This is a genomic window from Streptosporangium sp. NPDC023963, assembly GCF_040639135.1.
Lineage (GTDB): Bacteria > Actinomycetota > Actinomycetes > Streptosporangiales > Streptosporangiaceae > Streptosporangium.
Genome location: NZ_JBEZZK010000002.1, coordinates 1091397 through 1113249, shown reverse-complemented (window position 1 = coordinate 1113249; position 21853 = coordinate 1091397). Strand labels below are relative to the sequence as shown.

19 protein-coding genes are annotated in these 21853 nt (G+C 69.8%); 6 read left to right on the top strand and 13 right to left on the bottom strand.

All coding sequences use genetic code 11. The features are described 5' to 3' along the window. The first annotated feature begins 56 nt into the window (after positions 1-56). Entirely contained in the window at positions 57-557 is a 501-nt protein-coding gene (locus AB0F88_RS10870) for a hypothetical protein (RefSeq protein ID WP_362680325.1), read from the top strand. Positions 558-807: 250 nt separating this feature from the next. On the opposite strand, the gene ffh is transcribed toward AB0F88_RS10870, so the two are convergent. The 5 genes from ffh to AB0F88_RS10845 form a co-directional block, all read right to left on the bottom strand. Next, entirely contained in the window at positions 808-2367 is a 1560-nt protein-coding gene (ffh, locus tag AB0F88_RS10865; RefSeq protein ID WP_362680322.1) for a signal recognition particle protein, read from the bottom strand. Positions 2368-2452: 85 nt separating this feature from the next. Further along, on the bottom strand, positions 2453-3013 hold the full coding sequence (locus AB0F88_RS10860; RefSeq protein ID WP_031158879.1) for an ATP/GTP-binding protein: 561 nt from the start codon (positions 3011-3013) through the stop codon (positions 2453-2455). A 13-nt stretch (positions 3014-3026) separates the two neighbouring features. After that, entirely contained in the window at positions 3027-3425 is a 399-nt protein-coding gene (locus tag AB0F88_RS10855) for a DUF742 domain-containing protein (RefSeq protein ID WP_362680633.1), read from the bottom strand. Positions 3426-3509: 84 nt separating this feature from the next. Beyond that, the gene (locus AB0F88_RS10850; RefSeq protein WP_326646986.1) at positions 3510-3923 is read right to left on the bottom strand and encodes a roadblock/LC7 domain-containing protein; all 414 of its coding nucleotides are present in this window, start codon (positions 3921-3923) and stop codon (positions 3510-3512) included. Positions 3924-3966: 43 nt separating this feature from the next. After that, positions 3967-7137: a nitrate- and nitrite sensing domain-containing protein gene (locus AB0F88_RS10845; RefSeq protein WP_362680319.1), complete on the bottom strand. Its 3171-nt coding sequence runs from the start codon at positions 7135-7137 to the stop codon at positions 3967-3969. A 486-nt stretch (positions 7138-7623) separates the two neighbouring features. Here AB0F88_RS10845 and AB0F88_RS10840 point away from each other — a divergent pair, with 486 nt between their 5' ends. The 5 genes from AB0F88_RS10840 (at position 7624) to AB0F88_RS10820 (ending at position 12232) form a co-directional block, all read left to right on the top strand. Further along, complete coding sequence (locus tag AB0F88_RS10840; RefSeq protein WP_362680315.1) at positions 7624-8613, top strand: ABC transporter substrate-binding protein; 990 nt, start codon at positions 7624-7626, stop codon at positions 8611-8613. Beyond that, positions 8610-9398: an ABC transporter permease gene (locus tag AB0F88_RS10835; RefSeq protein WP_362680312.1), complete on the top strand. Its 789-nt coding sequence runs from the start codon at positions 8610-8612 to the stop codon at positions 9396-9398. Before AB0F88_RS10840 ends, AB0F88_RS10835 begins: the two co-directional genes overlap by 4 nt. Continuing rightward, positions 9398-10189, top strand: coding sequence for an ABC transporter permease (locus AB0F88_RS10830; protein WP_362680309.1), 792 nt, complete (start codon positions 9398-9400; stop codon positions 10187-10189). The genes AB0F88_RS10835 and AB0F88_RS10830 overlap by 1 nt, the downstream gene beginning before the upstream one ends. A gap of 9 nt (positions 10190-10198) precedes the next feature. After that, positions 10199-10981, top strand: a complete 783-nt coding sequence (locus AB0F88_RS10825) for an ABC transporter ATP-binding protein (protein WP_362680306.1) — start codon at positions 10199-10201, stop codon at positions 10979-10981. Positions 10982-11227: 246 nt separating this feature from the next. Further along, entirely contained in the window at positions 11228-12232 is a 1005-nt protein-coding gene (locus AB0F88_RS10820; RefSeq protein ID WP_362680303.1) for a methyltransferase, read from the top strand. Positions 12233-12309: 77 nt separating this feature from the next. Here the strand turns inward: AB0F88_RS10820 and AB0F88_RS10815 are convergent, their stop codons facing one another. The 8 genes from AB0F88_RS10815 to AB0F88_RS10780 all read right to left on the bottom strand — a co-directional run bounded on the left by AB0F88_RS10815 (position 12310) and on the right by AB0F88_RS10780 (position 21760). After that, complete coding sequence (locus AB0F88_RS10815; protein WP_362680300.1) at positions 12310-13605, bottom strand: flavin-dependent oxidoreductase; 1296 nt, start codon at positions 13603-13605, stop codon at positions 12310-12312. A gap of 25 nt (positions 13606-13630) precedes the next feature. Then, positions 13631-14446, bottom strand: a complete 816-nt coding sequence (locus tag AB0F88_RS10810; protein WP_362680297.1) for an ABC transporter permease — start codon at positions 14444-14446, stop codon at positions 13631-13633. Further along, the gene (locus AB0F88_RS10805; protein ID WP_362680294.1) at positions 14443-15222 is read right to left on the bottom strand and encodes an ABC transporter permease subunit; all 780 of its coding nucleotides are present in this window, start codon (positions 15220-15222) and stop codon (positions 14443-14445) included. Before AB0F88_RS10805 ends, AB0F88_RS10810 begins: the two co-directional genes overlap by 4 nt. After that, complete coding sequence (locus AB0F88_RS10800) at positions 15219-16193, bottom strand: ABC transporter substrate-binding protein (RefSeq protein ID WP_362680290.1); 975 nt, start codon at positions 16191-16193, stop codon at positions 15219-15221. The genes AB0F88_RS10805 and AB0F88_RS10800 overlap by 4 nt, the downstream gene beginning before the upstream one ends. A gap of 1220 nt (positions 16194-17413) precedes the next feature. Then, entirely contained in the window at positions 17414-17953 is a 540-nt protein-coding gene (locus AB0F88_RS10795) for an ATP/GTP-binding protein (RefSeq protein WP_350948706.1), read from the bottom strand. Positions 17954-17960: 7 nt separating this feature from the next. Continuing rightward, positions 17961-18359 (bottom strand): DUF742 domain-containing protein, encoded by a 399-nt coding sequence (locus tag AB0F88_RS10790; protein ID WP_362680287.1) that lies wholly within the window; start codon positions 18357-18359, stop codon positions 17961-17963. A gap of 9 nt (positions 18360-18368) precedes the next feature. Continuing rightward, the gene (locus tag AB0F88_RS10785; protein WP_030906232.1) at positions 18369-18791 is read right to left on the bottom strand and encodes a roadblock/LC7 domain-containing protein; all 423 of its coding nucleotides are present in this window, start codon (positions 18789-18791) and stop codon (positions 18369-18371) included. After that, positions 18788-21760 carry a nitrate- and nitrite sensing domain-containing protein gene (locus AB0F88_RS10780; protein ID WP_362680282.1) on the bottom strand — a complete coding sequence of 991 codons (2973 nt, stop codon included), beginning with the start codon at positions 21758-21760 and terminating at the stop codon, positions 18788-18790. The genes AB0F88_RS10785 and AB0F88_RS10780 overlap by 4 nt, the downstream gene beginning before the upstream one ends. Between the last annotated feature and the right edge of the window lie 93 nt (positions 21761-21853).

Sequence of the window (21853 nt, the reverse complement as noted above, 5' to 3'; positions counted from 1 at the left end):
AATCTCGGTAATCCCCGTGTGTCCGGACCCCGTGGCGGGCCGGCCTGGTGCGCTAAATGGCCGCCGTGGCAACCACCCTCAGATCTCTGCTGCTGACCGCGACCGGATCCGTCACCGTGCTGGGCGCGGTCCTGGCCATCAGGGCGACGACCCCGGCGGGCCAGGCCGACGTGTCCCCGGCGCCCATCTCGTCCCCCGCCGGAACCCTTGACGGGACCCTCGACGGAGCCCTCGGCCGCCCCGGGGCGACCACCGGGACCACCGGGACCACGGGAGCCTTCGGTGTCCTCGGAACCGGTCGCGTGACCGACCTCATGACCGGCGGGGACCGCGTCCCCGGGAATTCTCAGGCCCCGTGGGGAGCACCCGGACGGCCCGGAGCCCCCGAACCGCCCGGGGCCCCCGCGCGGTGGGGAGATCCCGCCGTGCCGGAGGCCGTGCCCGGGGTCGTGCCCGGGGTCGTGCCGGAGGCCGTGTCCGAGGCACCGCTTCCGCGGGGAACCGTGGTCCTGCCGGGAACACCGGTCTCACCGGTGGTCCCGCTTCCGCCGTACTAGGACCGGCCGGGCGGCCGGACGCGAGAGCCGCGGCTTTCGTGGCGGCCGCCCGGTCAACCGTGATCCAGACCCCTGCGGGCGGCGGGACACGGCCGGACGCCGCGTCGATCGGATCGCGTCGATCGGATCGAGGAGCAGCGCGGGCACTACTTGGGGCGTACCCCGAGGAGTTCGAGCACGGCGACGAGGATGAAACCCCCGACGATGATCACCCAGATCCACCTGGCTCGCGAGTGGAAGCCGTCATCGCTCATTTCTGTCCCGGGAGCTTGAACTTCGAGGGGTCGAAGCCCGGCGGCAGCTCCAGGCCCGGCGGCAGCTGCTGCCGGGAGCCCAGCTTGCCGAGGAGGCCGCTCCCCGCGGGGGTCGCGGGCTCGTCGGTCTTGTCGGGGACGGCCTTGCCGAGCGCCGCCTTGCGCGGGTCACCGCTGACCCTGCGCCCCTTGGCCGCCTTCTTCTGCGCGGCCTTGCCGCCCTTGCGACCGCCCGGCATGCCGGGGATGCCCATGCCGCCGGCCATCCGCTTCATCATCTTCTGGGCGTCGAAGAAACGGGTGACCAGCCCGCTCACCTCGGTCACCGTCACGCCGGAACCCCTGGCGATACGGGCCCGGCGGGAACCGTCGATCATCTTCGGGTTGTGGCGCTCGGCGGGGGTCATCGAGCGGATGATGGCGGCGATGCGGTCGAGATCGCGGTCGTCGACCTGGTTGAGCTGCTCGCGCATCTGCCCCATGCCGGGCATCATCCCGAGCAGGTTCTTGATGGGGCCCATCTTCTGGACCATCATCATCTGCTCGAGGAAGTCCTCGAGGGTGAAGCCCTCGCCCGAGGTGAGCTTGCTCGCCATCTTGGCGGCCTCGGCCTCGTCGAAGGTCTTCTGGGCCTGCTCGATCAGGGTGAGGATGTCACCCATGTCGAGGATGCGGGACGCCATCCGGTCGGGGTGGAAGGCGTCGAAGTCCTCGAGCTTCTCACCGGTGGAGGCGAACATGATCGGCCTGCCGGTGATGTGGCGGACCGACAGGGCGGCGCCACCGCGGGCGTCGCCGTCGAGCTTGGTCAGCACGACGCCGTCGAAACCCACGCCCTCCATGAAGGCCTGGGCCGTGGAGACGGCGTCCTGGCCGATCATGGCGTCGACGACGAACAGGACCTCGTCGGGCGAGACCGCGTCGCGGATGTCGGCCGCCTGCCTCATCAGCTCCTGGTCGATGCCGAGGCGGCCCGCGGTGTCGATGATGACGATGTCGTGCTGCTGCCGCTTGGCGTGGTCGATCGACTGGCGGGCCACGGCGACCGGGTCGCCGACGCCGTTGCCCGGCTCGGGCGCGTAGACCGCGACGCCCGCGCGCTCGGCCACGACCGAGAGCTGCTGGACGGCGTTGGGTCGCTGCAGGTCGGCGGCGACCAGCAGCGGCGTGTGGTTCTGCTCGCGCAGCCAGCGGGCCAGCTTGCCGGCCAGGGTCGTCTTGCCCGCGCCCTGCAGACCCGCGAGCATGATGACGGTCGGCGGGTTCTTCGCGTAGCGAAGCCGCCGGGTCTCCCCGCCGAGGATCTCGATGAGCTCGTCATTGACGATCTTCACGACCTGCTGGGCCGGGTTCAGCGCCTGGGAGACCTCGACGCCGCGGGCGCGTTCCTTGACCTGGGCGACGAACGCCTTGACCACGGGCAGCGCGACGTCGGCCTCGAGCAGCGCGATGCGGATCTCGCGGCAGGTCGCGTCGATGTCGGCTTCGGACAGCCGACCCTTGGATCGAAGGGAGGAGAAGACCGATGTCAGCCGGTCGGAAAGCGTCTCGAACACGTGATTGGCCAGCCTCTGCGCTACAGGTCTGCGACTCGACCTCCCAGCCTATCCGCTGGGAGGTGCGACTGACGCCCTCCAGCGGTCAGCGACCCCAGCCGGGGACGGCCATCCGCATGGTGAGGGCGTGCTCCACGAGCGTGATGAGTGTGGCCTTCACCGCGTCGCGCGAGCGGGCGTCGGTCCGGGAGATGGGGATGTGCGGCGCCAGTGTCAGCGCCTCGCGCACCTCCTCCTCACCGTGGAGATAGGTGCCGTCCCAGCCGTTGACCGCGACGACGAAGGGGAGCTTGGCCTCCTCGAAGTAGTCGATCGCCGGGAAGCTGTCGGCCAGCCGCCGGGTGTCGACGAGCACGATCGCGCCGATCGCGCCGCGGACCAGGTCGTCCCACATGAACCAGAACCGGTGCTGACCCGGCGTACCGAACAGGTACAGGATCAGGTCACGGTCCAGCGAGACCCGGCCGAAGTCCATCGCGACCGTGGTCGTGGTCTTGTTCGGTGTGAGGCCGAGATCGTCGATCCCGGCGCTGGCGTCGGTCATCACCGCCTCCGTGGTCAGCGGCAGAATCTCCGACACCGCCCCCACGAAGGTGGTCTTGCCAACACCGAATCCCCCGGCGACGACGATTTTCGTCGATGTCAGGCCGCCGCCGCGGCTAGAGCCTGCGAAGTCCACTGAGCACCCTTTCCAGCAGGTTGAGATCCGGCTTGCCCGCGTCCAGCTGCGGCTGGTGGATCTGCACCAGGGCCTCGGCGGCCATGTCGGCCACCAGGATCCTGGTCACGCCGAGCGGGATGCGGAGCATCGCGGAGATCTCAGCGACCGAACGCACTTGCCGGCACAGGGCGCTGATCGCCTGATACTCCGGGGTGCGGGTGGATAAATCATGATGTATGGAGGTCGCCGAGGAGACCAGGGCCTCCAGGGCGAGTTGGGTCCGGGGGGCGGTGCGCCCCCCGGTCACGGCATACGGACGGACGAGGGAGCTCTGCTCCGACGGCGCCGGGTGCATGAGATGGGAAGGACCGCCCTGATGCCGGTGGGGGTCGTCCATTGATTGATAGGGATACCCGCCGTGCGGGTCGCCCTCACCGGTCCAGCCGCGGCCTGCCACGACAGCCTCCTAGCGTCATCGCCGTCACCGTGAGTGGGAAGACTGCAGTTCGGCGCGGACTGCCGGGGTCAGCACCTGACCTGCCCGCTCGACGAGCATCGTCATCTGGTAGGCCACCAGCCCCATGTCACAGTCGGCGGCGGCCAGCACCGCCAGACAGGAACCGTCACTGATGGACATGATGAGGAGCAGCCCTCGCTGCATCTCCACCACGGTCTGGGTGACCGCACCGCCCTCGAAAACCCGCGAGGCACCCTGGGTCAGGCTGATCAGGCCGGCCGCGACCGCGGCCAGCTGGTCCGCCCTGTCCCTGGGAAATCCGTCCGAGTACGCCAACGGCAGACCGTCGGCTGACACGACGACCGTGTGCGCCACACCTGGGACGTTGTTCACAAAGTCGGTGATCAGCCAATTGACCCCCCGGGCGGCCTGGCTCATTTCGCGCACGTGTCATCCTCCTTGGCGACCATGATGAGCTCGCTCACCGGTCCTCCTTGTTTCCTTCAACATCCCGGCCGAAGTCGGGATACGGCCGCCCGTCTCCGGCGCCGCCCCTGGCGGCCGCGCGACCCTGCCGTACTCCCTGCTGGAAGCTCGCCAGCCTGCTGCGCACCGCCTCGGGGGAGACCGTCGGCCGGTGCACGGGAGTTTGGGGGGCCGCGCTCAGGTCGGGCGCGGCCGTACCGGGTACCAGGTTCGCCTTGGGCACCCGCTTGGGCAGCCCCGAACCGGTGACCCCGCCGAGCGAGGGCTCGCTGGCGGCCTTGGCGGCCTGCCAGCCCACGTCGGCGGGCGACGACCAGCCGCCCGGTGCGGGGGTGGCCGGTTGCGAGAGCTGGACGGTCTCCTGAACGGCCTGGGCCTGGGCCCGGGGGGCCTCTTCGACCCGCTCCTGGACGGCCGGGGCCGGCTCGACCTTCTTGAACCAGTCGGACTCGACGGCCGCGAAGATCGGCAGGAACTCCTCCTTCGCCTCTTCCATGGGCGAGGCGTCGGGGATCACCGGCAGCGGGCCGGTGTTGTCCGCCGGGTCGAGGACGCGCCGCCCGAACGGCCCGGAGTCGCCGGTGGACGGCCAGCCTCCGGAGTCGCCGCGCGAGGAGGTGGACCAGACGTCGGAGCCGGTGTCCCTGCTCTGCTGACCGCCGGGCCAGACGGGGGCGTCGCTGCGCGGGGCCGTGTTCGGGCCCGTGGACCACGTCCCCGCGTCGCCGCGGGGCCCGCCCTGTCCCTGCCGCCACCCCGAGGGGTCGGGCTGGGAGGCGTTCGGCCAGCCGTGGCCGGGGTCGGTGCCGGGCTGCGGTACCTGTCCCGGCCAGGGGGTGTCGACGGGTGCCTGCCCGAACTGGCCGCCTCCGAAGGGAGACTGCGAGGCCTCGAAGGAGTTGAACTGCTGCCCCATGTCGAAGGAGGCGAACGAGTTCTGGTGGGCGGCCTCGAACGAGGCGAAGGACGGCATCGGGGGGGCGGTGGGGCTGGCCAGCACGGGCGGGCGGTCCATGGAGGCCATGGACCCGGCCCAGTCGCCGCTCTGCATGCTGGGGGAGGTCCCGCCCGGGCGGTTGGTGACGGCGAGCAGGTTCTCCGGGAGCAGGACCATCGCGGTCAGGCCGCCGCTGTCCTGCTGCCTGAGCTGGACGCGGATGCCGTGCCGCAGGGCGAGGCGGCCGACCACGAACAGGCCCATCCGGCGGGAGACGGAGACGTCCACCACCGGCGGGTTGGCCAGCCGCCAGTTGGCCTGGGAGAGCTCCTCGGCGGTCATGCCGATGCCGATGTCGGTCACCGAGACCATCACTCCGCCGCCGTCGATGCGGTTGCTGGAGACGATGACCTTGGTCTCGCGGGGGGAGAAGGAGATCGCGTTCTCCACGAGCTCCGCGACCAGGTGGACGACGTCGTTGACGGAGGTGCCCACCACGGACACGCCCGCGGACAGCTGCAGGTCGACCCGTTCGTAGTTCTCGACCTCCGACAGCGAGGCGCGGACCACGTCGATGAGCGGGACCGGCTGGCTCCACCGGCGGGCGGGCTCCTGGCCCGCGAGGACCAGGAGGTTCTCGGAGTTGCGGCGCATGCGGGTGGCGAGGTGGTCGAGCCGGAAGAGGCTGCCGAGCCGGCCCTCGTCCTGCTCGCCCTGCTCCAGGCTCTCGATGAGGGAGAGCTGGCGTTCGACCAGGGTCTGGCTGCGCCGGGAGAGGTTGACGAACATCGAGTTGACGTTGCTCCGCAGCGTGGCCTCCTGGCCCGCCAGCCGCACGGCCTCACGGTGGACCTCGTCGAAGGCCCGGGCCACCTCACCGATCTCGTCGTCGGAGGCGACACCGATCGGGGTGATGTCGGCGGCCGAGGCCTCGCCGCTCTCGCGCATCGTCTGGACGGTCTCGGGGAGACGCTGGCCGGCGATGGACAGCGCCTCGGTACGGAGCTTGCGCAGCGGCCTGACCAGCGACCTCGCCATGACGGCGGTGACGATCAGGACGAGGAGCAGCAGCAGTCCGCTCAGGCCGGCGGCGATCAGCGCGCCGCGCTGCTCGGACGCCTGCAGGTCCGAGCTCTGCGTGATGAGGGTCCTGGCGACCTGTTCCTCCACCACGCGCATGCGCTCGATGATGTGGGTGGAGGAGTCGAACCAGGAGGGCAGGTCGTTGAGCCCGCTCTTGGAGACGTCGACGTTCACCAGCGGCCGGCCGTTGAGGGCCAGGAAGATGGCGCGGGCGCGCGTCGCCGCCGCGCGGTCCTTCTTCTGGCTGCTGACCGTGTCGTCGTAGAGCTGGCGCTGCTGGATCGACGCCTCGGAGCGGAAGGTCGCGAGCTCGCTGTCGAACTGCGCCCGGGCGGCCAGCATGGCGTTGAGGCCCTCGGCGCTGAACTCCCTGACGACGAGGGCGGCGGTGAGGTTCGCCCGCTCCCGGGACGCCTGCTCCTTGGCCCTGGTCAGCGCGGCGAACGCGGCCGCGCTGCCGGTGAGGTCCTGGTCGGAGACACCCTGGATGATCTCGTCGTGCAGGGCCAGCAGGTCCGCGATGGTACGGGAGTACATGGCGATCGTGGGCTGGGCCGGCACCTGGGTGGCCGTGCCCGCGGCCAGTTCGCGCAAGCTCTTGAGCTCGTCGATGCGGCGGCGGATCTGGGTGAGCTCGGTCTGGCCCCGGGCGCCGAGGGACTCCAGGAGGCCGCTGTCGGCCATGGCCCTGTTGACGAGGGGGCTCACCTCCCCGGCGACCCGGTCGACGGACTCGTACTGCTTGCGTACGCTCGCCCTGCTGCTGGCCTGCCTGCCTCCCGCCACGTGCCGGGCCGACAGGTCACGTTCGAGCTGCAGCTCGTCGACCAGGTCGCTGAGGCCGGCGGTGAGTTCGGCGGTGGCGCGCACGCGTTCGTACTCGGCGGCGCTGCTGATCGAGGTGGTGACCCGCAGGCCGCCCAGCACGATCGCGGCGACGGTGGGGATGACGATGAGCGCGACCAGCCGCGATCTCACTCGCCAGTTCTTGAGCGCGAGCCTGCTGCCGTTCTTCTCGGACTTCTCGGAGTCACGACCGTCGAGGTCCTGACCCGCGCCGCTCCGCGGCTGCCCCCCCTGGTTGTCGAATCCCAGGGCAGGTGCCAGCCCGGATTCGCGTTCGCTGGGGATTGACGCTGTCCTCACTGGCCTCCGCTGCCTCTCCTCGGATCGTCTGCTTGGAGGGGATCGCGTCACGCAATGATGTGCGAGTGACGCCGACGCATCCATGGGGTAGGGGTTATTGGAGCACAGCCGGATGAGTTCGGCCAACAGCACATAACTCGCATTCTTCACTTAACAGGCACACAGCATCCGCAACCGGGCGATGACTCTCCGTCCTGTAACCGCAAACTTCCACAAAGTTGCGAAACAGATTTATTGACTTCTTTCACGGCGCCCGCTAGATCCGCCCATCGGCGATTGATACGAGTGTGGCAACCGGGAGCCCTGTGACCCTTTTGTGGCTTAGGGGCGGAAGGGGCAATATTTGTAATTTGACTGATCTACTCCGCTACTCTGATCGGCGGTCGGCATACCCCCCTTGACCAACATGCCTCCCGGGACCCCCTCCATGTCGCCCGAGTCACCGCGAGTTCCGGCAGGGGCGGTCAAACGCAGCTAAGGAGACCCATGAGGTTCAAACTTGCGAGCCGGGCCGTCATCGCGGGAGTGGCCGCCGCCCTCGCGCTGAGCGCCTGCGGAAGCTCTGAGACCCCCGCCGGCCCCACCACCGCCGCGAACGCGGGTGGCCTGGAGAAGGCCACCATCAAGATGGGGGCCCTGCCGATCCCCGACTCCGCGGCGCTCTACATCGCCAAGAAGCGGGGCTTCTTCAAGGAGGAAGGGCTCACCGTCGAGATCGAGCCGGTGCCCGGCGGCGCCCAGGCCCAGCTGGGTCTCATGGGCGGCACCTTCGACGCCACGCAGACGAACTACGTCTCGACCTTCCTGGCGGTCTCCAAGGGCCAGAAGATGAAGATCATCTCTGACCTCTACCAGGCCGCCCCGAACTCGTTCAACCTCATGGTGCCGAAGGACTCCGGGATCAAGACGCCCGCGGACCTCAAGGGCAAGAAGATCGCGGTCAACAGCAAGCAGAACATCGGCACCCTGGCGGTGACGACGGTGCTCAAGACGCACGGTCTCACCGAGAAGGACGTGGAGTTCGTCGAGTTCTCCTTCCCCGAGATGGGTGCCCAGCTGGCCAACAAGACCGTCGACGCCGCCTGGATGACGGAGCCGGCCCTGACCGCGGCGCAGAAGAAGATCGGCGCCCAGAAGCTCGCCGACACGATGGTCGACTCCACCGCCGACTTCCCCATCGCGGGCGTGGCCGTCACCGAGAAGTTCGCCACCGAGAACCCCAAGACGGTCGCCGCCTTCCAGCGCGCGATCGCCAAGGCGCAGCAGATCGCCGCAACCGACCGCAAGGCCGTCGAGGAGATCCTGCCGGACTACACCCAGATCGACGCGGCGACCGCGGCCGTCATCACGCTCGGCTCCTTCCCCACCAGCCTTGACGAGACCCGCCTGCAGCGGGTCGCCGACCTCATGCTGGAGCAGGGTTACCTCACGAGCCCGATCGAGGCCAAGACCATCCTCCCCGGAAACCTCGGGTGACAAGACGCAACCCGCTCGACAGCAGACTGCTCTGCGGCGCCCTCGGCGTCGCGGGGCTGTTCTGCGTCCTGGAGGCCGCGGGCCGGACCGGGCTGATCGACCCGCTCGCGTTCCCGCTGATCTCCACGGTGCTCGGCCGGGCGGCCGCTCTCGTGGTGGACGGGGAGTTCCTCTCCGACGTCGTCTCGACCCTCGGCGCGTGGGCGACCGGGCTGCTGATCACAGTCGTGATCGCGGTGCCCCTGGGGTTCCTGCTCGGCACCCTGCCCCGCGTGGAGAGCGCGCTGCGGCCGATCGTGGAGTTCCTGCGCCCGATCCCGTCGATCGCGCTGATCCCGCTGGCCCTCGTCGTGTTCTCCGACAGGTTCGACATGAAGGTCACCCTGGTCGTCTACGCGGCGACCTGGCCCATCCTGATCAACACGATGTACGGCCTCAAGGACGTCGACCCCCTGGCCAAGGAGACGCTCCGCAGCTTCGGGTTCGGCAGGCCGGCCGTGCTGTGGCGGGTCTCCCTGCCGAGCACCGCACCCTTCATCGCCACCGGCGTCCGGCTGGCGTCGGCGATCGCGCTCATCGTGGCGATCAGCGCGGAGCTGCTCGGCGGCGGCGCCGACGGCATCGGCAGCTACGTCCTGGAGAGCGCGGGCGGCGTGGACGCGACAGAGTACGTCATCGCCGCCGCCATGTGGGCCGGCGTCATCGGCCTGGTCACCAACGGCCTGTTCGTGTCCGCGGAGCGGCGGCTCTTCCGCTGGCACACCGCCCGTACGGAGGTGGTGTGATGAGCGGCGCGATGCGCGTCGTCGGCCGGGTGTGGCCGGTCGCGGCCGTCGTGGCGCTGTGGGAGCTGCTCACCCGCCACCTGGAGGCGCTGGGCTTCCCGCCTCCGTCGGAGATCGCGGCCAGCGCGTACACGCTGTGGCTGACCGGCCCCGCGGAGCGGCTCTGGCTCACCGACGCGGCGCTGGAGAACATCCCCGCGAGCGTCGGACGGCTGCTGGCCGGGTGGGTGCTGGCCGGGGTCGTCGGGATCGCGCTCGGGGTCGCCCTGGGCCGCTCCCCGCTGCTCTTCCGCCTCGTCGACCCCCTGGTGCAGTTCGCCCGCGCCATTCCCCCGCCCATGCTGCTGGCACTGTTCCTGGCACTGTTCGCCATCGGCCCGCGGATGCAGATCAACTTCATCGCGTTCGGCATCGTCTGGCCGGTCCTGATCAACGCGTGCGACGGCGCCAGGCACGTCGACCGCCAGCACCTGGACACCGCGAGCGTCTTCGGGCTGACGGGCCGCGAGCGGCTGTTCCGGATCATCCTGCCCTCGGCCATGCCGAAGATCTTCGCGGGGCTCCGGGTCAGCCTGTCGCTGGCACTGATCCTCATGGTGCTCTCCGAGCTGATCGGCAGCACCGACGGGATCGGCTACCAGCTCCTGGACGCCCAGAGGTCGTACGACTTCCCCGGCGTGTGGGCGACCATCGTGGTGCTCGGCGTCCTGGGATACGCGTTCAACTCGGCGTTCCTGGCGGCCGAGCGACGTGTCCTGTCCTGGCACCGATCCGCCAAGCAGACGACCTGAGGACCTGCTGTGCTCGAAATCACGAACCTGTCCCATACCTACGGCAGCGGGCCGACCGCGCACAACGCGCTGGGCGGCATCGACCTGAAGGTCGCCCAGGGCGAGCTGGTGTGCGTCGTCGGCCCCTCCGGGTGCGGCAAGTCCACCCTGCTGCGCTCCATCGCGGGGCTGATCCGGCCCAGTGGCGGCCAGGTCACGCTCAACGGCACCCGCGTCGAGCAGACACCCGACAACCTGGCCGTGGTGTTCCAGGACTACAGCCGTTCCCTGTTCCCCTGGATGTCGGTGGCCGACAACGTCTCGCTCCCGCTGCGCCGCAGGGGTCTGGACAAGCAGCGGCGCAGGGAGTCCGCGCTGGAGGCGCTGGAGGAGGTCGGGCTGCAGGGCGCCGCGGCCAAGTACCCGTGGCAGCTGTCCGGCGGCATGCAGCAGCGGGTGTCCATCGCCCGCGCGCTGGCCTACCGGCCGGCGCTGCTGCTGATGGACGAGCCGTTCGGCTCCGTCGACGCCCAGACCCGCGAGGACCTGGAGGACCTGACCCTGCGGGTCCGCGGCCTGCACAACATGACCATCGTGCTGATCACCCACGACATCGACGAGAGCGTCTACGTCGGTGACCGCGTCGTGGTCCTGTCCAAGGCCCCCGCCGGGATCGTGGGCGACCTGCGCGTGGACCTGCCGGGACCGCGCGACCAGATCACCACCCGCGAGCACCCCGACTTCGTGCACCTGCGCGCCGAGGTCGGCCGCCTGGTGCGCGGCATCCCCAGCCCGTCCACCCCGGCCCACTGAGCCCGGGCCCACTGAGCCCAGGCCCGCTGAGCCCGGCCCGGCACCGGCCCCCGCCCCGGCTCACGGTCACGGACCGCGGCGGGACCGCCTGCGAACCACTGACGGGCCCGGCTCACGGTGCCGTGAAGAACACCCGCCGGAGCCGGCGCGCCCCCCGCCCGGGCGCACCGGCGCTCCGGCGTGGACGCCCGACCCGGGCGTGCCGGTCCCCCTCACGGATCCGCACGCCACACAGAGAGGATCTCCATGAGCAACCCACAGGCACCGGTCTGGGACGCGATCGGCGGCGTCTCCCGCTTCGCCGCCCTCGCGACGATGGCCGAGCTCGGCTGCGCCGACCACCTGCGCGACGGGCCCCTGGACGTCGACGAGCTCGCGCGGCGCTGCGGCGCCGACGCGCGCGCGCTCGGCAGGGTGCTGCGCGAACTCGCCTCCATGGGCATCGTCGCGACGGTACGGCCCGGCGTGTACGAACTGACCGAGGCCGGAGCCACCCTGCGCGACGACGTGCCGGGCTCGCTGCGCCCGGCGGTACGGATGATCTCCGAGGAGGGCTTCTGGTACGGCATGGGCAAGGTCCCGCAGACCGCCCGCACCGGCAGGTCGGGGTTCGCCGAGCGGTACGGCCCGCTGTACGGCTACCTCAAGGCCAACCCCCAGGCAGGGGCTTTGTTCAACGACTACATGGTGGTCCGGGCCAAGCCTTTCGCGGAGGCGGTGGCCGAGCGCTACGACTTCTCCGGCGTGCGCACGCTGGTGGACGTGGCCGGCGGCAAGGGCCACATCCTGGCCTCCGTTTTGAACAGGTATTCAAATGTCGCGGGCATTCTTTTCGACCAGGAACAGGTGGTCGACGACGCCAGGCGATTCTTCACCGAGGCCGCTCTTGAAGACCGGTGCAAATTCGTCTCCGGCGATTTCTTCGCCTCGGTGCCCGAGGGCGGAGACACCTATCTGTTGAGCAGCGTCATCCACAACTGGTCCGACGAGGACTCGGTGCAGATTCTGCGCAATGTCCGTAAGGCCATTTCCGACGACGGCCGGGTGCTGCTGGTGGAGGCCGTGGTGCCCGACGACGACCGGCCGCACATCAGCAAGGACATCGACATGCGCATGCTCGCCCTGTTCGGGGACGGCATGGAGCGCAGCGCCTCCCAGTACGCCGCGCTGCTGGAGGCCTCCGACTTCCGGCTCGGCCGGCAGGTGGAGCTGCCCCAGGGCGCCTCCATCGTGGAGGCCCTGCCTGTGTGACGGGGCTGCGTGGTGACAGGGCTGCATGGTGACAGGTTCGGCGGTCACCGGCCCGGGCCACCCGTCACCAGAGTCTCCTACGTACCTGCATAACGAGCGTTCCACGAGGAACGGGCGTTGAGGGCGCTCACGTCCACGTCGGTGATCCTCTGCTGGGCGGCGGCCATCTCCGCCAGTTCCTTCGGCGTGAGCACGTCCGCGATGTCGTCGAACCCGCCGGGCGCCCGCTCGGCGACCAGCGCGATGGTCCTCTCCATGGGCAGCTCGCGATGGGCGAGCACGAGCCCCGTGGTGGCGGTCCTGCGCTCCTTCTCGTACGCGGCCAGTCCCGCGGCCGGATCGGCCGCGCCGGCCAGCTCCCTGGCCAGGACCCGGGCGTCCAGCACGGCCTGCGAGCCGCCGTTGGCGCCCACCGGGTACATCGGGTGCGCGGCGTCTCCCAGCAGGGTGACCCGGCCCGCTCCCCACCGGGGGAGCGGGTCCTTGTCCACCATGGGGTACTCCAGGATCCGTTCCGAACCGGAGATGAGCGCGGGCACGTCCAGGTAGGGCAGTCTCCAGCCGTCGAAATGCGGGAGCACGTCCTCCAGGCGGCCGGGTCTGGACCAGTCGGCGGCCGGGACGGGGCCGGGTTCGGCGGTCATCACCTCGGCCACCCAGTTGATCAGCACTCTCCCCCGGGCCCGGGCCCGCGAGATGGGGTAGACCACGAACTTCGCCGACAGGTTGGAACCCGCGACGATCATCGTGGTGCCGTCGAGAAAAGGATCCCCCTCGGCCGTCCCCCGCCACATCCGGATCCCGTTCCACAGCAGCGGCCCGTCGCCGGGATGCAGCCGGGCACGCACGGCCGAGTGGATGCCGTCCGCGCCCACGAGGACGTCGGCCGTCTCCTTCAGGTGCCCACCGGTCCGCACGTCGCGCAGCGAAACCGTGACGCCGGTGGTCCCGGCGGGCCCGGCGGGCCCGGTCTCGTACCGCTCGAAGTCCTCCAGCCGCAGCCCGGTCCTGACGGCACCGGCGCCGAGCCGTTCACGCACCGCGGAAAGAAGCAGCATCTGCAGCTCACCGCGGTGAACGGAGTACTGGGGCCAGTTGTATCCCGCGAACCTTCCACGCGGCAGCGACAGGATCGTTCCGCCGAACCTGTCCGTGAAGTTCATGGAACCCGTCGGCACGCCGGTCTCCGCGAGCTCGTCCCCCAGGCCGAGCTCGGTCAGCTCCCGGACGGCGTGGGGTTGCAGGTTGATGCCCACCCCCAGCGGGCGCAACTCCACGGCCGACTCGGCGATCACGCAGTCGATACCCGCGGCATGAAGGCTCAGCGCGGCGGTGAGCCCTCCGATGCCACCTCCGATGATCAGTACTCGCATGGCGTCCTCGATGTCCGTCGGGGGTTCATGTCTCGTTCCGCGCGTTCAGGTGCCACCTGAGCGCCCGCTTCTCCACCGCCACGAAGACGGCGTTGAGCAGGTATCCCAGCACGCCCAGGATCATGATTCCCGCCCACATCTGGGACAGTTCGAAGCTGCGCTGGGCGCCTATGAGAAGCGAGCCGATGCCCACGGTGCTCCCGATGAGCTCGGACAGGACCATCAGGATCAGGGCGAGGCCCAGGCTGATCCGGAGCCCGGCCACGATCTTGGGAGCCGCAGCGGGGATGACGATCCACAGCAGCCTGCGGATCCCCCGCACCCCGAAGACCTCGGCACTGTCCAGATGGAGCTGCTCCACCGTACGGACGCCGTCGGTGGTGTTGAGCAGCACGGGCCAGATGACTCCGGAGACGATGGTCGCCACCTGCATGGGCGTCCCGAGCTGGAACGCCACGATGTAGAAGGAGATCAGGGTGGGCGGCGGAACCGCCCGCCCGAAGTGGACCATGGGCTCCACGTAGTCGGCCAGCGTGCGGGACAGGCCCAGCGCGACGCCGACGGCGACCCCCGCGAGACAGGCGAGCGCCCATCCTCCGAAGAGGTTGTACAGGCTGTGCCCGAAGTCGTCCAGCGCGTCCTGGGTGAGGAACAATCGGCTCGCCGGACCGGAGAACCACAGCTCGTACATCGTCGCGACGATCTGGGACGGCGGCGGGAAGTAGCTCTCCTGGACGATCCGGGTGGCCACCTCCCAGATCGCGATCAACGCGGCCGCGAGCCAGAACCGGGACACCACCCCGGTGATGGCACCGCGCGCCGCCGTACCGGCCCGGCTCATCGTTCCGTCTCCTCGGCGCGCGCGAAGTGCCAGCCGAAGAGGCCGCGTTCCACCCGGAGCAGCAGCGCGTTGACGACGAGGCCGAGCGCTCCCGCCCAGACCGCACCGGCCAGTATCACGTCGGTGTTGCCTCCGGAGCTGCCCGCGGTGATGAGGAAGACGCCGAGACCGCTCGTGCCGCCGCTCAGCAGTTCGGCGCTCACGACCACGACCAGCGCGATGCCCGCGGAGACACGCACCCCGGTCGCCACGAACGGCGCCGCGCTGGGAAGCGAGACCCGCCAGAGCACAGCCAGGGGACCGAACCCGAAACTGCGCAGCGCGTCCTTCGCCACGGGGTCCACGTCGCGAAGCGCGTAGAGCGTGTTGAGCAGGATGGGCCAGGAGGCCGCGTAGAGGATCAGGGACACCTTCATCTCGGTCTCCGCCCCGAACAGCAGGATCGCCAGCGGGATCAACGCCACCGAGGGGATCGGGCGGAGAAACTCCACCACGACCCGGCTCGGCGTGCTGAGCCACGGGACCGATCCGAGCACCACCCCGGCGGTGACCGCCACGACGACGGCCAGGGCCAGGCCGATCAGCCAGGCCAGGACCGTGTCCGCCACACCGGCGAGGAAGAGGGGGTCCCCCGCCAGCGTGACGGAGCGGAGCAGCACGACCGAGACCGGTGGCACGACCTCCGAGTCGGCGATCCCCAGCCGGATGACCGTCTCGGCGAGGACCATCGCCGCGCAGGCCCCGATCACCCCCCGGACGACACGCTTTCTGTTCACGTGCCGGCGACGATGAGGTCCTGCACGTTGAGCGTCTCGTCGAGGAGGCCGGACTCGCGCATGGCGTCGGTGACCCGCTGGAGACTTGTGGCGTCCAGCGTGGTGGGGAAGGTTCCGAAGGCGAGGTCGGCCGCCGTGTCCGCGGTGATCTTGGTGTATTTCGGGATGGCCGCGATCACGTTCGCCCGGTCGGCCGCGAGCGCCTTGGCCTCCGCCATCGCCCGCTGGAACGCCGCCACGGTGTCGGGGTTCGCCTTGGCGAACTCCGAGGTCACCGCGTAGCCGGCGATCGGGAAGTCCGCGGTCGGGCCCTGGGAGAGGTCCCAGAGGACCCGGGCGCCGATGGACCGGCCGATCAAGGTGCCGAACGGCTCCACGACCACGACGGCGTCGGCCGTGCCGGCCTTCAGCACGCTCTCCATCTCCGGGAAGGGGAACTCCACGAAGCTCTTGTCCTCGTCGAGCTCGATGTTGTGCGCCTTGGCGGCCACCCGGGCCAGCATCGTCGCGATGTTGCGCTTGGTGTTGACCGCGATGGTCCTGCCCTTGAGGTCGGCCACGGTCCGGACCGGGCTGTCCTTGGCGACCATGATCGTATGCGTCCCGGGAGCGCTCCGGAAGCCGTCGGAAACGATCTTGAGGTCGATGGCACCCTTGGCGTGGGCGCCGAAGAAGGAGACGTAGTTGCCGAAACTGACGTCCAGGCTGCCGCCCTTGAGCTTGGGGATGGCCTCCGCGCCACCCGCGAGCATGCTCAGCGTGACATCGAGACCCTGTTTCTTGAAAAGCCCCTTCTCTATCGCGATCTGCAGCGGGGCCGTGTCGAGGACCGGGATCGTGCCGACATTGATCTTGACCTTCTCCGGGCCGGAGCCGCCGGCGCCCCCGGCGGGCTCCTCGGCGCCGCCGCATCCGGTGACCGCGATAAGTGCCAGCGCCAGAATTCCGGCAATGGACGAGCGTAATCTCATGGATCCCCCAAGGCCGCACAGCATGAAGAAACGATCTTCGGAACGAGGAACGGCAGGATTCTAACCCACATATATATCTATAATACGAATTCCGCTATTCTGTCATCAAATTTCCGATTTAGAACATATTTCACAATGATCGAGAGGGTGGCACGAACCGGACATGGCATCACCGGGTGCCATGAGCTCCGCCCGAGTCCCCGCACCCGTTCCAGCGAGTCGCACCCCCCGGGAATCACCGTCCTCGAAATCGCCGGTCTCGCCCGCGCCTACGGCGGTGGCGAGAGCGCACCGGGCCGTCGACGGGCTCGAACCGAGCGTCGCCGAAGGTGAGTCTCTCCGCGTCGCCGGCCCTTCCGGCTGCGCAAAGTCCACCCCGCCGCGCCCGATCACCGGCCTCGCCGGGCCGACCGACAAAACCGTCGAAGTGGACGGGGTTCCGGTCCGGCGGACGCCCGGCAATCCGGCGGCGCTCTTCCAGTACCACCGGGCATGACCCAGCCGTGCGCACAAATAATATATTTACGCCCTATATTCCGATATAAGTGACGTGTCTATATTCGTGGCCATCCATCCGCCGGGCCGACGCGCCGTCATGCCGCGCCGTCCTCACACATGAGATGCGCCGTCCTCACGCATGAGATTCTGCCGACGGACAGGACGCTTCTGCCAATGGACAGGACGCGGCTCCCCGATTAAGGGAAACCTATAAGGATCGGATTTCCGTCCGTAATTATCTCATCGGCCCCGTCGTCGCCCCCGCCCTCGCCCCATGCGGCGATTCCGGCGCCGGCGCGGAAGGCCGGCCGACAGCGCGGGCACGGAGAAGGCCGGGCTCACCATCGGCGTCGTCAAGGACTCGCCCATCGGGGAATCCGGGGACCTCAGGAGCGAGAAGATCGCGGTGAACGTGCTCGAGGCCCTCGGCGCGGTCACCGTCGGCGCGCGGCCGAAGGCCCACGGCCCGGCGCCGACCAGCGCCGACCAGTGCCGGTTTCGTCGCGGTGCCCACTGCGGGCCGGACGGACCGGACTGGCCGGGCGGGCAGGACTGGCCGGCGGGCCGGACGGACCGGACGGGCAGGCGGGCCGGACGGCCTCCGCCTTCCGCGAGAGTGAGGGTCTTCTCAAAAGGAGTGAGGTCTCCTCAGAAGCGGGACTCATCGAAAACGTCAAAAGCGCGGGCCTCGTCCCGATGAGGACGAGACCCGCGCCGGAACGTCAGACCCGGAGGGTGAGAACGTGCTCGACCAAGGTGATCAAGGTCGACTTCACGGCGTCGCGGGACCGGGCGTCGGTCCGGACGATGGGGATGTGCGGGGAGATCGTCAGAGCCTCCCGCACCTCCTCCTCACCGTGGACGTGCGATCCGCCGAACCCGTTGAGGGCCACGACGAACGGCAGGCCGGCCTCTTCGAAGTAGTCGATCGCCGGGAAGCTGTCGGCCAGCCGCCGGGTGTCGACGAGCACGATCGCGCCGATCGCGCCCTTCACGAGGTCGTCCCACATGAACCAGAACCGGTGCTGACCCGGCGTACCGAACAGGTACAGGATCAGGTCACGGTCCAGCGAGACCCGGCCGAAGTCCATGGCGACCGTGGTGGTCCGCTTTGTCGGAATGTGCGAGAGGTCGTCGACGTCCGCACTCGCCTCCGTCATCACCGCTTCCGTGGTCAGCGGCATGATCTCGGAGACCGCGCCGACGAAGGTCGTCTTGCCGACACCGAACCCGCCGGCAACGACGATCTTCGTCGACGTCATTCCGGCGTCAGAGCCTGCGAAGCCCACTGAGCACCCTTTCAAGCAAATTGAGATCCGGTTTACCCGCATCCAGCGACGGCTGGTGGATCTGCACCAAGCCCTCGGCCGCCATGTCCGCGATCAACACCCGGGTCACGCCGAGAGGCATGCGCAACAGGGCGGAGAGCTCGGCAACCGAGCGCACCTGCCGGGACAGCGAGATGATCGCCTGATATTCCGTGGAGAGCGTGGTGGGATCCACGCCCGCGAACGTCGCCGAGGAGACCAGCGCCTCGAGAGCCAGCTGCATCCGAGGAGCGGTCCTGCCCCCGGTCACAGCATACGGACGGATCAAACGATCTCGCCCGCTCTTGGCCTGGGACGTGCCCAGAGATTCTTCCGGGCCACGCCAACCTGGTGCGTCCATATCACCCCCCTATCGCTGAACCGACTGCAGCTCGGCCCGGAGCGCAGGCGTAAGGGCCTGGCCGGCACGCTCTGCGAGCAATGTCATCTGGTAGGCCACGAGGCCCATGTCGCAGTCCGGCGAGGCCAGCACGGCCAGCGCGGAACCATCGCTGATCGACATGGTCAGCAGGAGACCCCGCTGCATCTCGATCACCGTCTGTGCCACGGGACCGCCCTCGAAGACCCGCGAGGCCCCCTGGGTGAGACTGATCAGACCGGCCGTGATCGCGGCGAGCTGGTCCGCCCTGTCCTTGGGGAAACCCTGGGAGTAGGCCAGCGGGAGCCCGTCCGCGGAGACGATCACCGCGTGCGCCACTCCGGGCATCTCCTTGACGAACTCGGTGATCAGCCAGTTGAAGCCGCGAGCGGCCTGGCTGAGTTGGTTGTTCACTGCTGGTTCTCTCCCTCGACGGCGTTGGCGCGCTCGCTCATCTCAGCACGTCCCTGCCGTACGCCTTGCTGGAAACTGGATAGACGGCTGCGCACCCGTTCCGCCGAGATCGGCGGCATCGGGGGGGCCGGAGCCGCCGGAGCCGCCGAGGCGGCCCCGGGAACGAGGTTCGCCTTGGGCACCCGCTTGGGAAGGCCCGCTCCTGTCACGCCGCCCTCCACGGGCTTCTTGGCGACCTCGGCGGCCGCCCAGCCCTGGTCGGAGGGAGTGCTCCACGGCTGCCTCTCGGCCGCCGGCTCGGCCGGCCTGGGCTGCTGCGTCGGCTGGGGCGTGCGCTGCGGCAACGGCTGCGCCTGCTGCTGGGGCGTCCGCTGCGGCAGCGGCTGGGACTGCTGCTGCGGCGGTGGCGAGGAATGCGTGATCTGCGGGATGTTCTGGGTCTCCAGCCCCTGCGGGCCCCGCCTGACCCGCTGCTCCAGCGGCCGTGGCCTGACCTCGGCCACGGGCTCGGGAGCGGCCTCCGGCTCCGGCTCGGGAGCGACGGACGCGCTGCTGCGGAACCAGTCGGAGCCCACCGCCGCGAAGATCGGCAGGAACTCCTCGGGCTCCGGTTCCGTCGGCGGCACCTCGACCACGGGAAGGGCCTGGGTGTTCTCCATCGGTTCCAGCCGCTGCGGCGTCCAGGGGTCGATCGCGGGCGGGTCGGGCCAGGCCGAGGGGAACGACGGCGGCGCGGTCGACGCCAGCGGGGACGACCACAGGTCCTCCACCGCGGAGGCGGGCACCACCGGCCCGGACCACAGGTCCGCGGACGTCGGCGCCGGCACCTGGGGAGGCGCCTGGGCGGGCGGCGTCCCGGGACCGGCCTGCGGCCGGGTACCCCGCCCGGCCCCGATCCCGGTCCCGAACGGGTCCGGGTTCGGGACGGAGCCGAACGGGTCGGGGTTCACCGTGCCGAACGAGTCCTGGTTGGACATGTTCGACATGCTGGACATGGAGCCGAACGAGCCCGCCGGACCCCCGAAGGAGCCGGACGGCATGCCCTGTGCCGACATCGCCATCTCGGGCATCATCGTGGACTGGGCCACCACCTGCACCGGCAGGAGCACGACGGCACTGAGGCCGCCGGTGTCCGGACGCCTGAGCTGGACCCTGATGCCGTGGCGCATGGCCAGGCGGCCGACCACGAACAGGCCCATCCGGCGGGAGACCGACAGGTCCACCGCGGGGGGCTCGGCCAGGCGGCGGTTGGCCTCGGCCAGTTCCTCGTCGCTCATGCCGATGCCGGAGTCGGTGACCGCCAGGATGACGGCGCCCATCTCGTTGCCGTTGCTGGTCACCGTGATCTTGGTGTCCTGCGGCGAGAAGAAGATCGCGTTCTCGACGAGCTCCGCGACCAGGTGGACGATGTCGTTGACGGCCTGGCCGATGATCGAGATACCCGACTCGACCCGGAGGTTGACCCGCTCGTAGTTCTCGACCTCCGACAGCGAGGCGCGGACCACGTCGCTGAGCGGGACCGGCTCGCTCCACCGGCGGCTCTGCTCCTGGCCGGCGAGGACCAGGAGGTTCTCGGAGTTGCGGCGCATGCGAGTGGCCAGGTGGTCCAGCTTGAAGAGGCTGCCCAGCCGGCCCTCGTCCTGCTCGCCCTGCTCCAGGTCGTCGATGAGGTCGATCTGCCGTTCCACCAGCGACTGGGTGCGGCGGGAGAGGTTGACGAACATCGCGTTGATGTTGCTGCGCAGGCGGGCCTCGTCACCGGCGAGCCGGATGGCCTCGCGGTGGACCTCGTCGAAGGCCCGGGCCACTTCCCCGATCTCGTCGCGGGAGGCCACTCCGATGGAGGGCACCTCGACGTTCGGGGCGTGGTCACCGGACTCCCGCAGCACCCGGACGGTCTCGGGCAGCCGGGTGTCGGCCACTTCGAGCGCCTCGCTGCGCAGCCTGCGCAGCGGCCGGACGAGCGTGCCGGCCACCCAGGCGGTGATGAGCAGGATCAGCACCAGCAGGACCAGGATCGAGGCGCCGGAGATCACGGCGCTGCGCTGCTCGGCGCTCTCCATCTCCTGGCTGCGGGCGACGACCGCGGACGCCAGGCGGCGCTCGAGGGTCCGCATGCCCTCCACGATCGAGGTGGAGGCTCCGTACCAGGTGTTGGCGCTCGCGGACCAGGTGCGGCCGGCCATCCGCTCCAGCGGCTTGTTCTCGCGCATGAGGGACATGACGAGAGCGCGCACGGAGTCGGCCTGGTCGACCTTGGGGCCGGTGACCGCGTCGCGGAAGCCCTTGATGTCGGTGGCGGAGGCGGTGGCCCGGAAGGCGTTCTCCTCGCTCTGCTGGCTCCGGTACGCGCCGAGGAGGTCGGCGGGGTCGTCGAAGTCGAACTTGCGGTCCAGGAAGCTGACCATGAGGGTGCCGCGCTGCCTGGCGACCTGCTCCTTGGCCCGGGTCAGCGCGCCCAGCGCGAGCGCGTCTCCGATGAGGCGCTCGTCGCCGCCGCTGCGGCCCAGGTCGTCGTGGAGGGTGATGAAGTCGGTGATCATCCGCGTGTACATGCCGAGGGCCGCCCGGGGGAGCACGCTTCCGTCGGTCATCAGCCTGCGCAGGCCCGGGAGGCCGTTGAGCCAGCGGCGGATCTGGGCCACCTCGGTGCGGACGCGGGCGGCCTGCGACGCGTCGAGGGCGTCCATGGCGGCCAGCGTCTGGTTCCTGCTCCGGTCGACCACCTCGCGCTGTTCCTTGACCCTGCCCAGGTTGGTGCGGGTCTTGGCGGCGATGGACCAGGCGGTGAGGTCGCGTTCCTCGGCCATCTCGTGGGAGAGGGTGCCGAGCGACTCGACCAGCGAGGCGACCTCGCTCATCCGGCGGTACTCGTCGGCCGTGGACAGGGCCGTGGTGAGCTGGAGGCCGGTCAGGAGCACGGCCGCGGCGGTCGGGAGCAGGATCAGCGCGACCAGACGGGGACGCACGCGCCAGTTCGCCGGCAGGAGTCGACTGCCCACCCCTGACGCGCGGTGGCTCCGGCGGTCTTGTGTCATCACTGGCCTACGTAACCCCTCGCC

Excerpts from the sequence above, each read along its gene's own strand:
- AB0F88_RS10800 (WP_362680290.1), bottom strand. The coding sequence starts at position 16,193 with ATGAGATTACGCTCGTCCATTGCCGGAATTCTGGCGCTGGCACTTATC.
- AB0F88_RS10790 (WP_362680287.1), bottom strand. The coding sequence starts at position 18,359 with ATGGACGCACCAGGTTGGCGTGGCCCGGAAGAATCTCTGGGCACGTCC.
- AB0F88_RS10815 (WP_362680300.1), bottom strand. The coding sequence starts at position 13,605 with ATGCGAGTACTGATCATCGGAGGTGGCATCGGAGGGCTCACCGCCGCG.
- AB0F88_RS10795 (WP_350948706.1), bottom strand. The coding sequence starts at position 17,953 with ATGACGTCGACGAAGATCGTCGTTGCCGGCGGGTTCGGTGTCGGCAAG.
- AB0F88_RS10850 (WP_326646986.1), bottom strand. The coding sequence starts at position 3,923 with ATGAGCCAGGCCGCCCGGGGGGTCAATTGGCTGATCACCGACTTTGTG.
- AB0F88_RS10840 (WP_362680315.1), top strand. The coding sequence starts at position 7,624 with ATGAGGTTCAAACTTGCGAGCCGGGCCGTCATCGCGGGAGTGGCCGCC.
- AB0F88_RS10810 (WP_362680297.1), bottom strand. The coding sequence starts at position 14,446 with ATGAGCCGGGCCGGTACGGCGGCGCGCGGTGCCATCACCGGGGTGGTG.
- AB0F88_RS10830 (WP_362680309.1), top strand. The coding sequence starts at position 9,398 with ATGAGCGGCGCGATGCGCGTCGTCGGCCGGGTGTGGCCGGTCGCGGCC.
- AB0F88_RS10870 (WP_362680325.1), top strand. The coding sequence starts at position 57 with ATGGCCGCCGTGGCAACCACCCTCAGATCTCTGCTGCTGACCGCGACC.
- AB0F88_RS10820 (WP_362680303.1), top strand. The coding sequence starts at position 11,228 with ATGAGCAACCCACAGGCACCGGTCTGGGACGCGATCGGCGGCGTCTCC.
- AB0F88_RS10855 (WP_362680633.1), bottom strand. The coding sequence starts at position 3,425 with ATGGACGACCCCCACCGGCATCAGGGCGGTCCTTCCCATCTCATGCAC.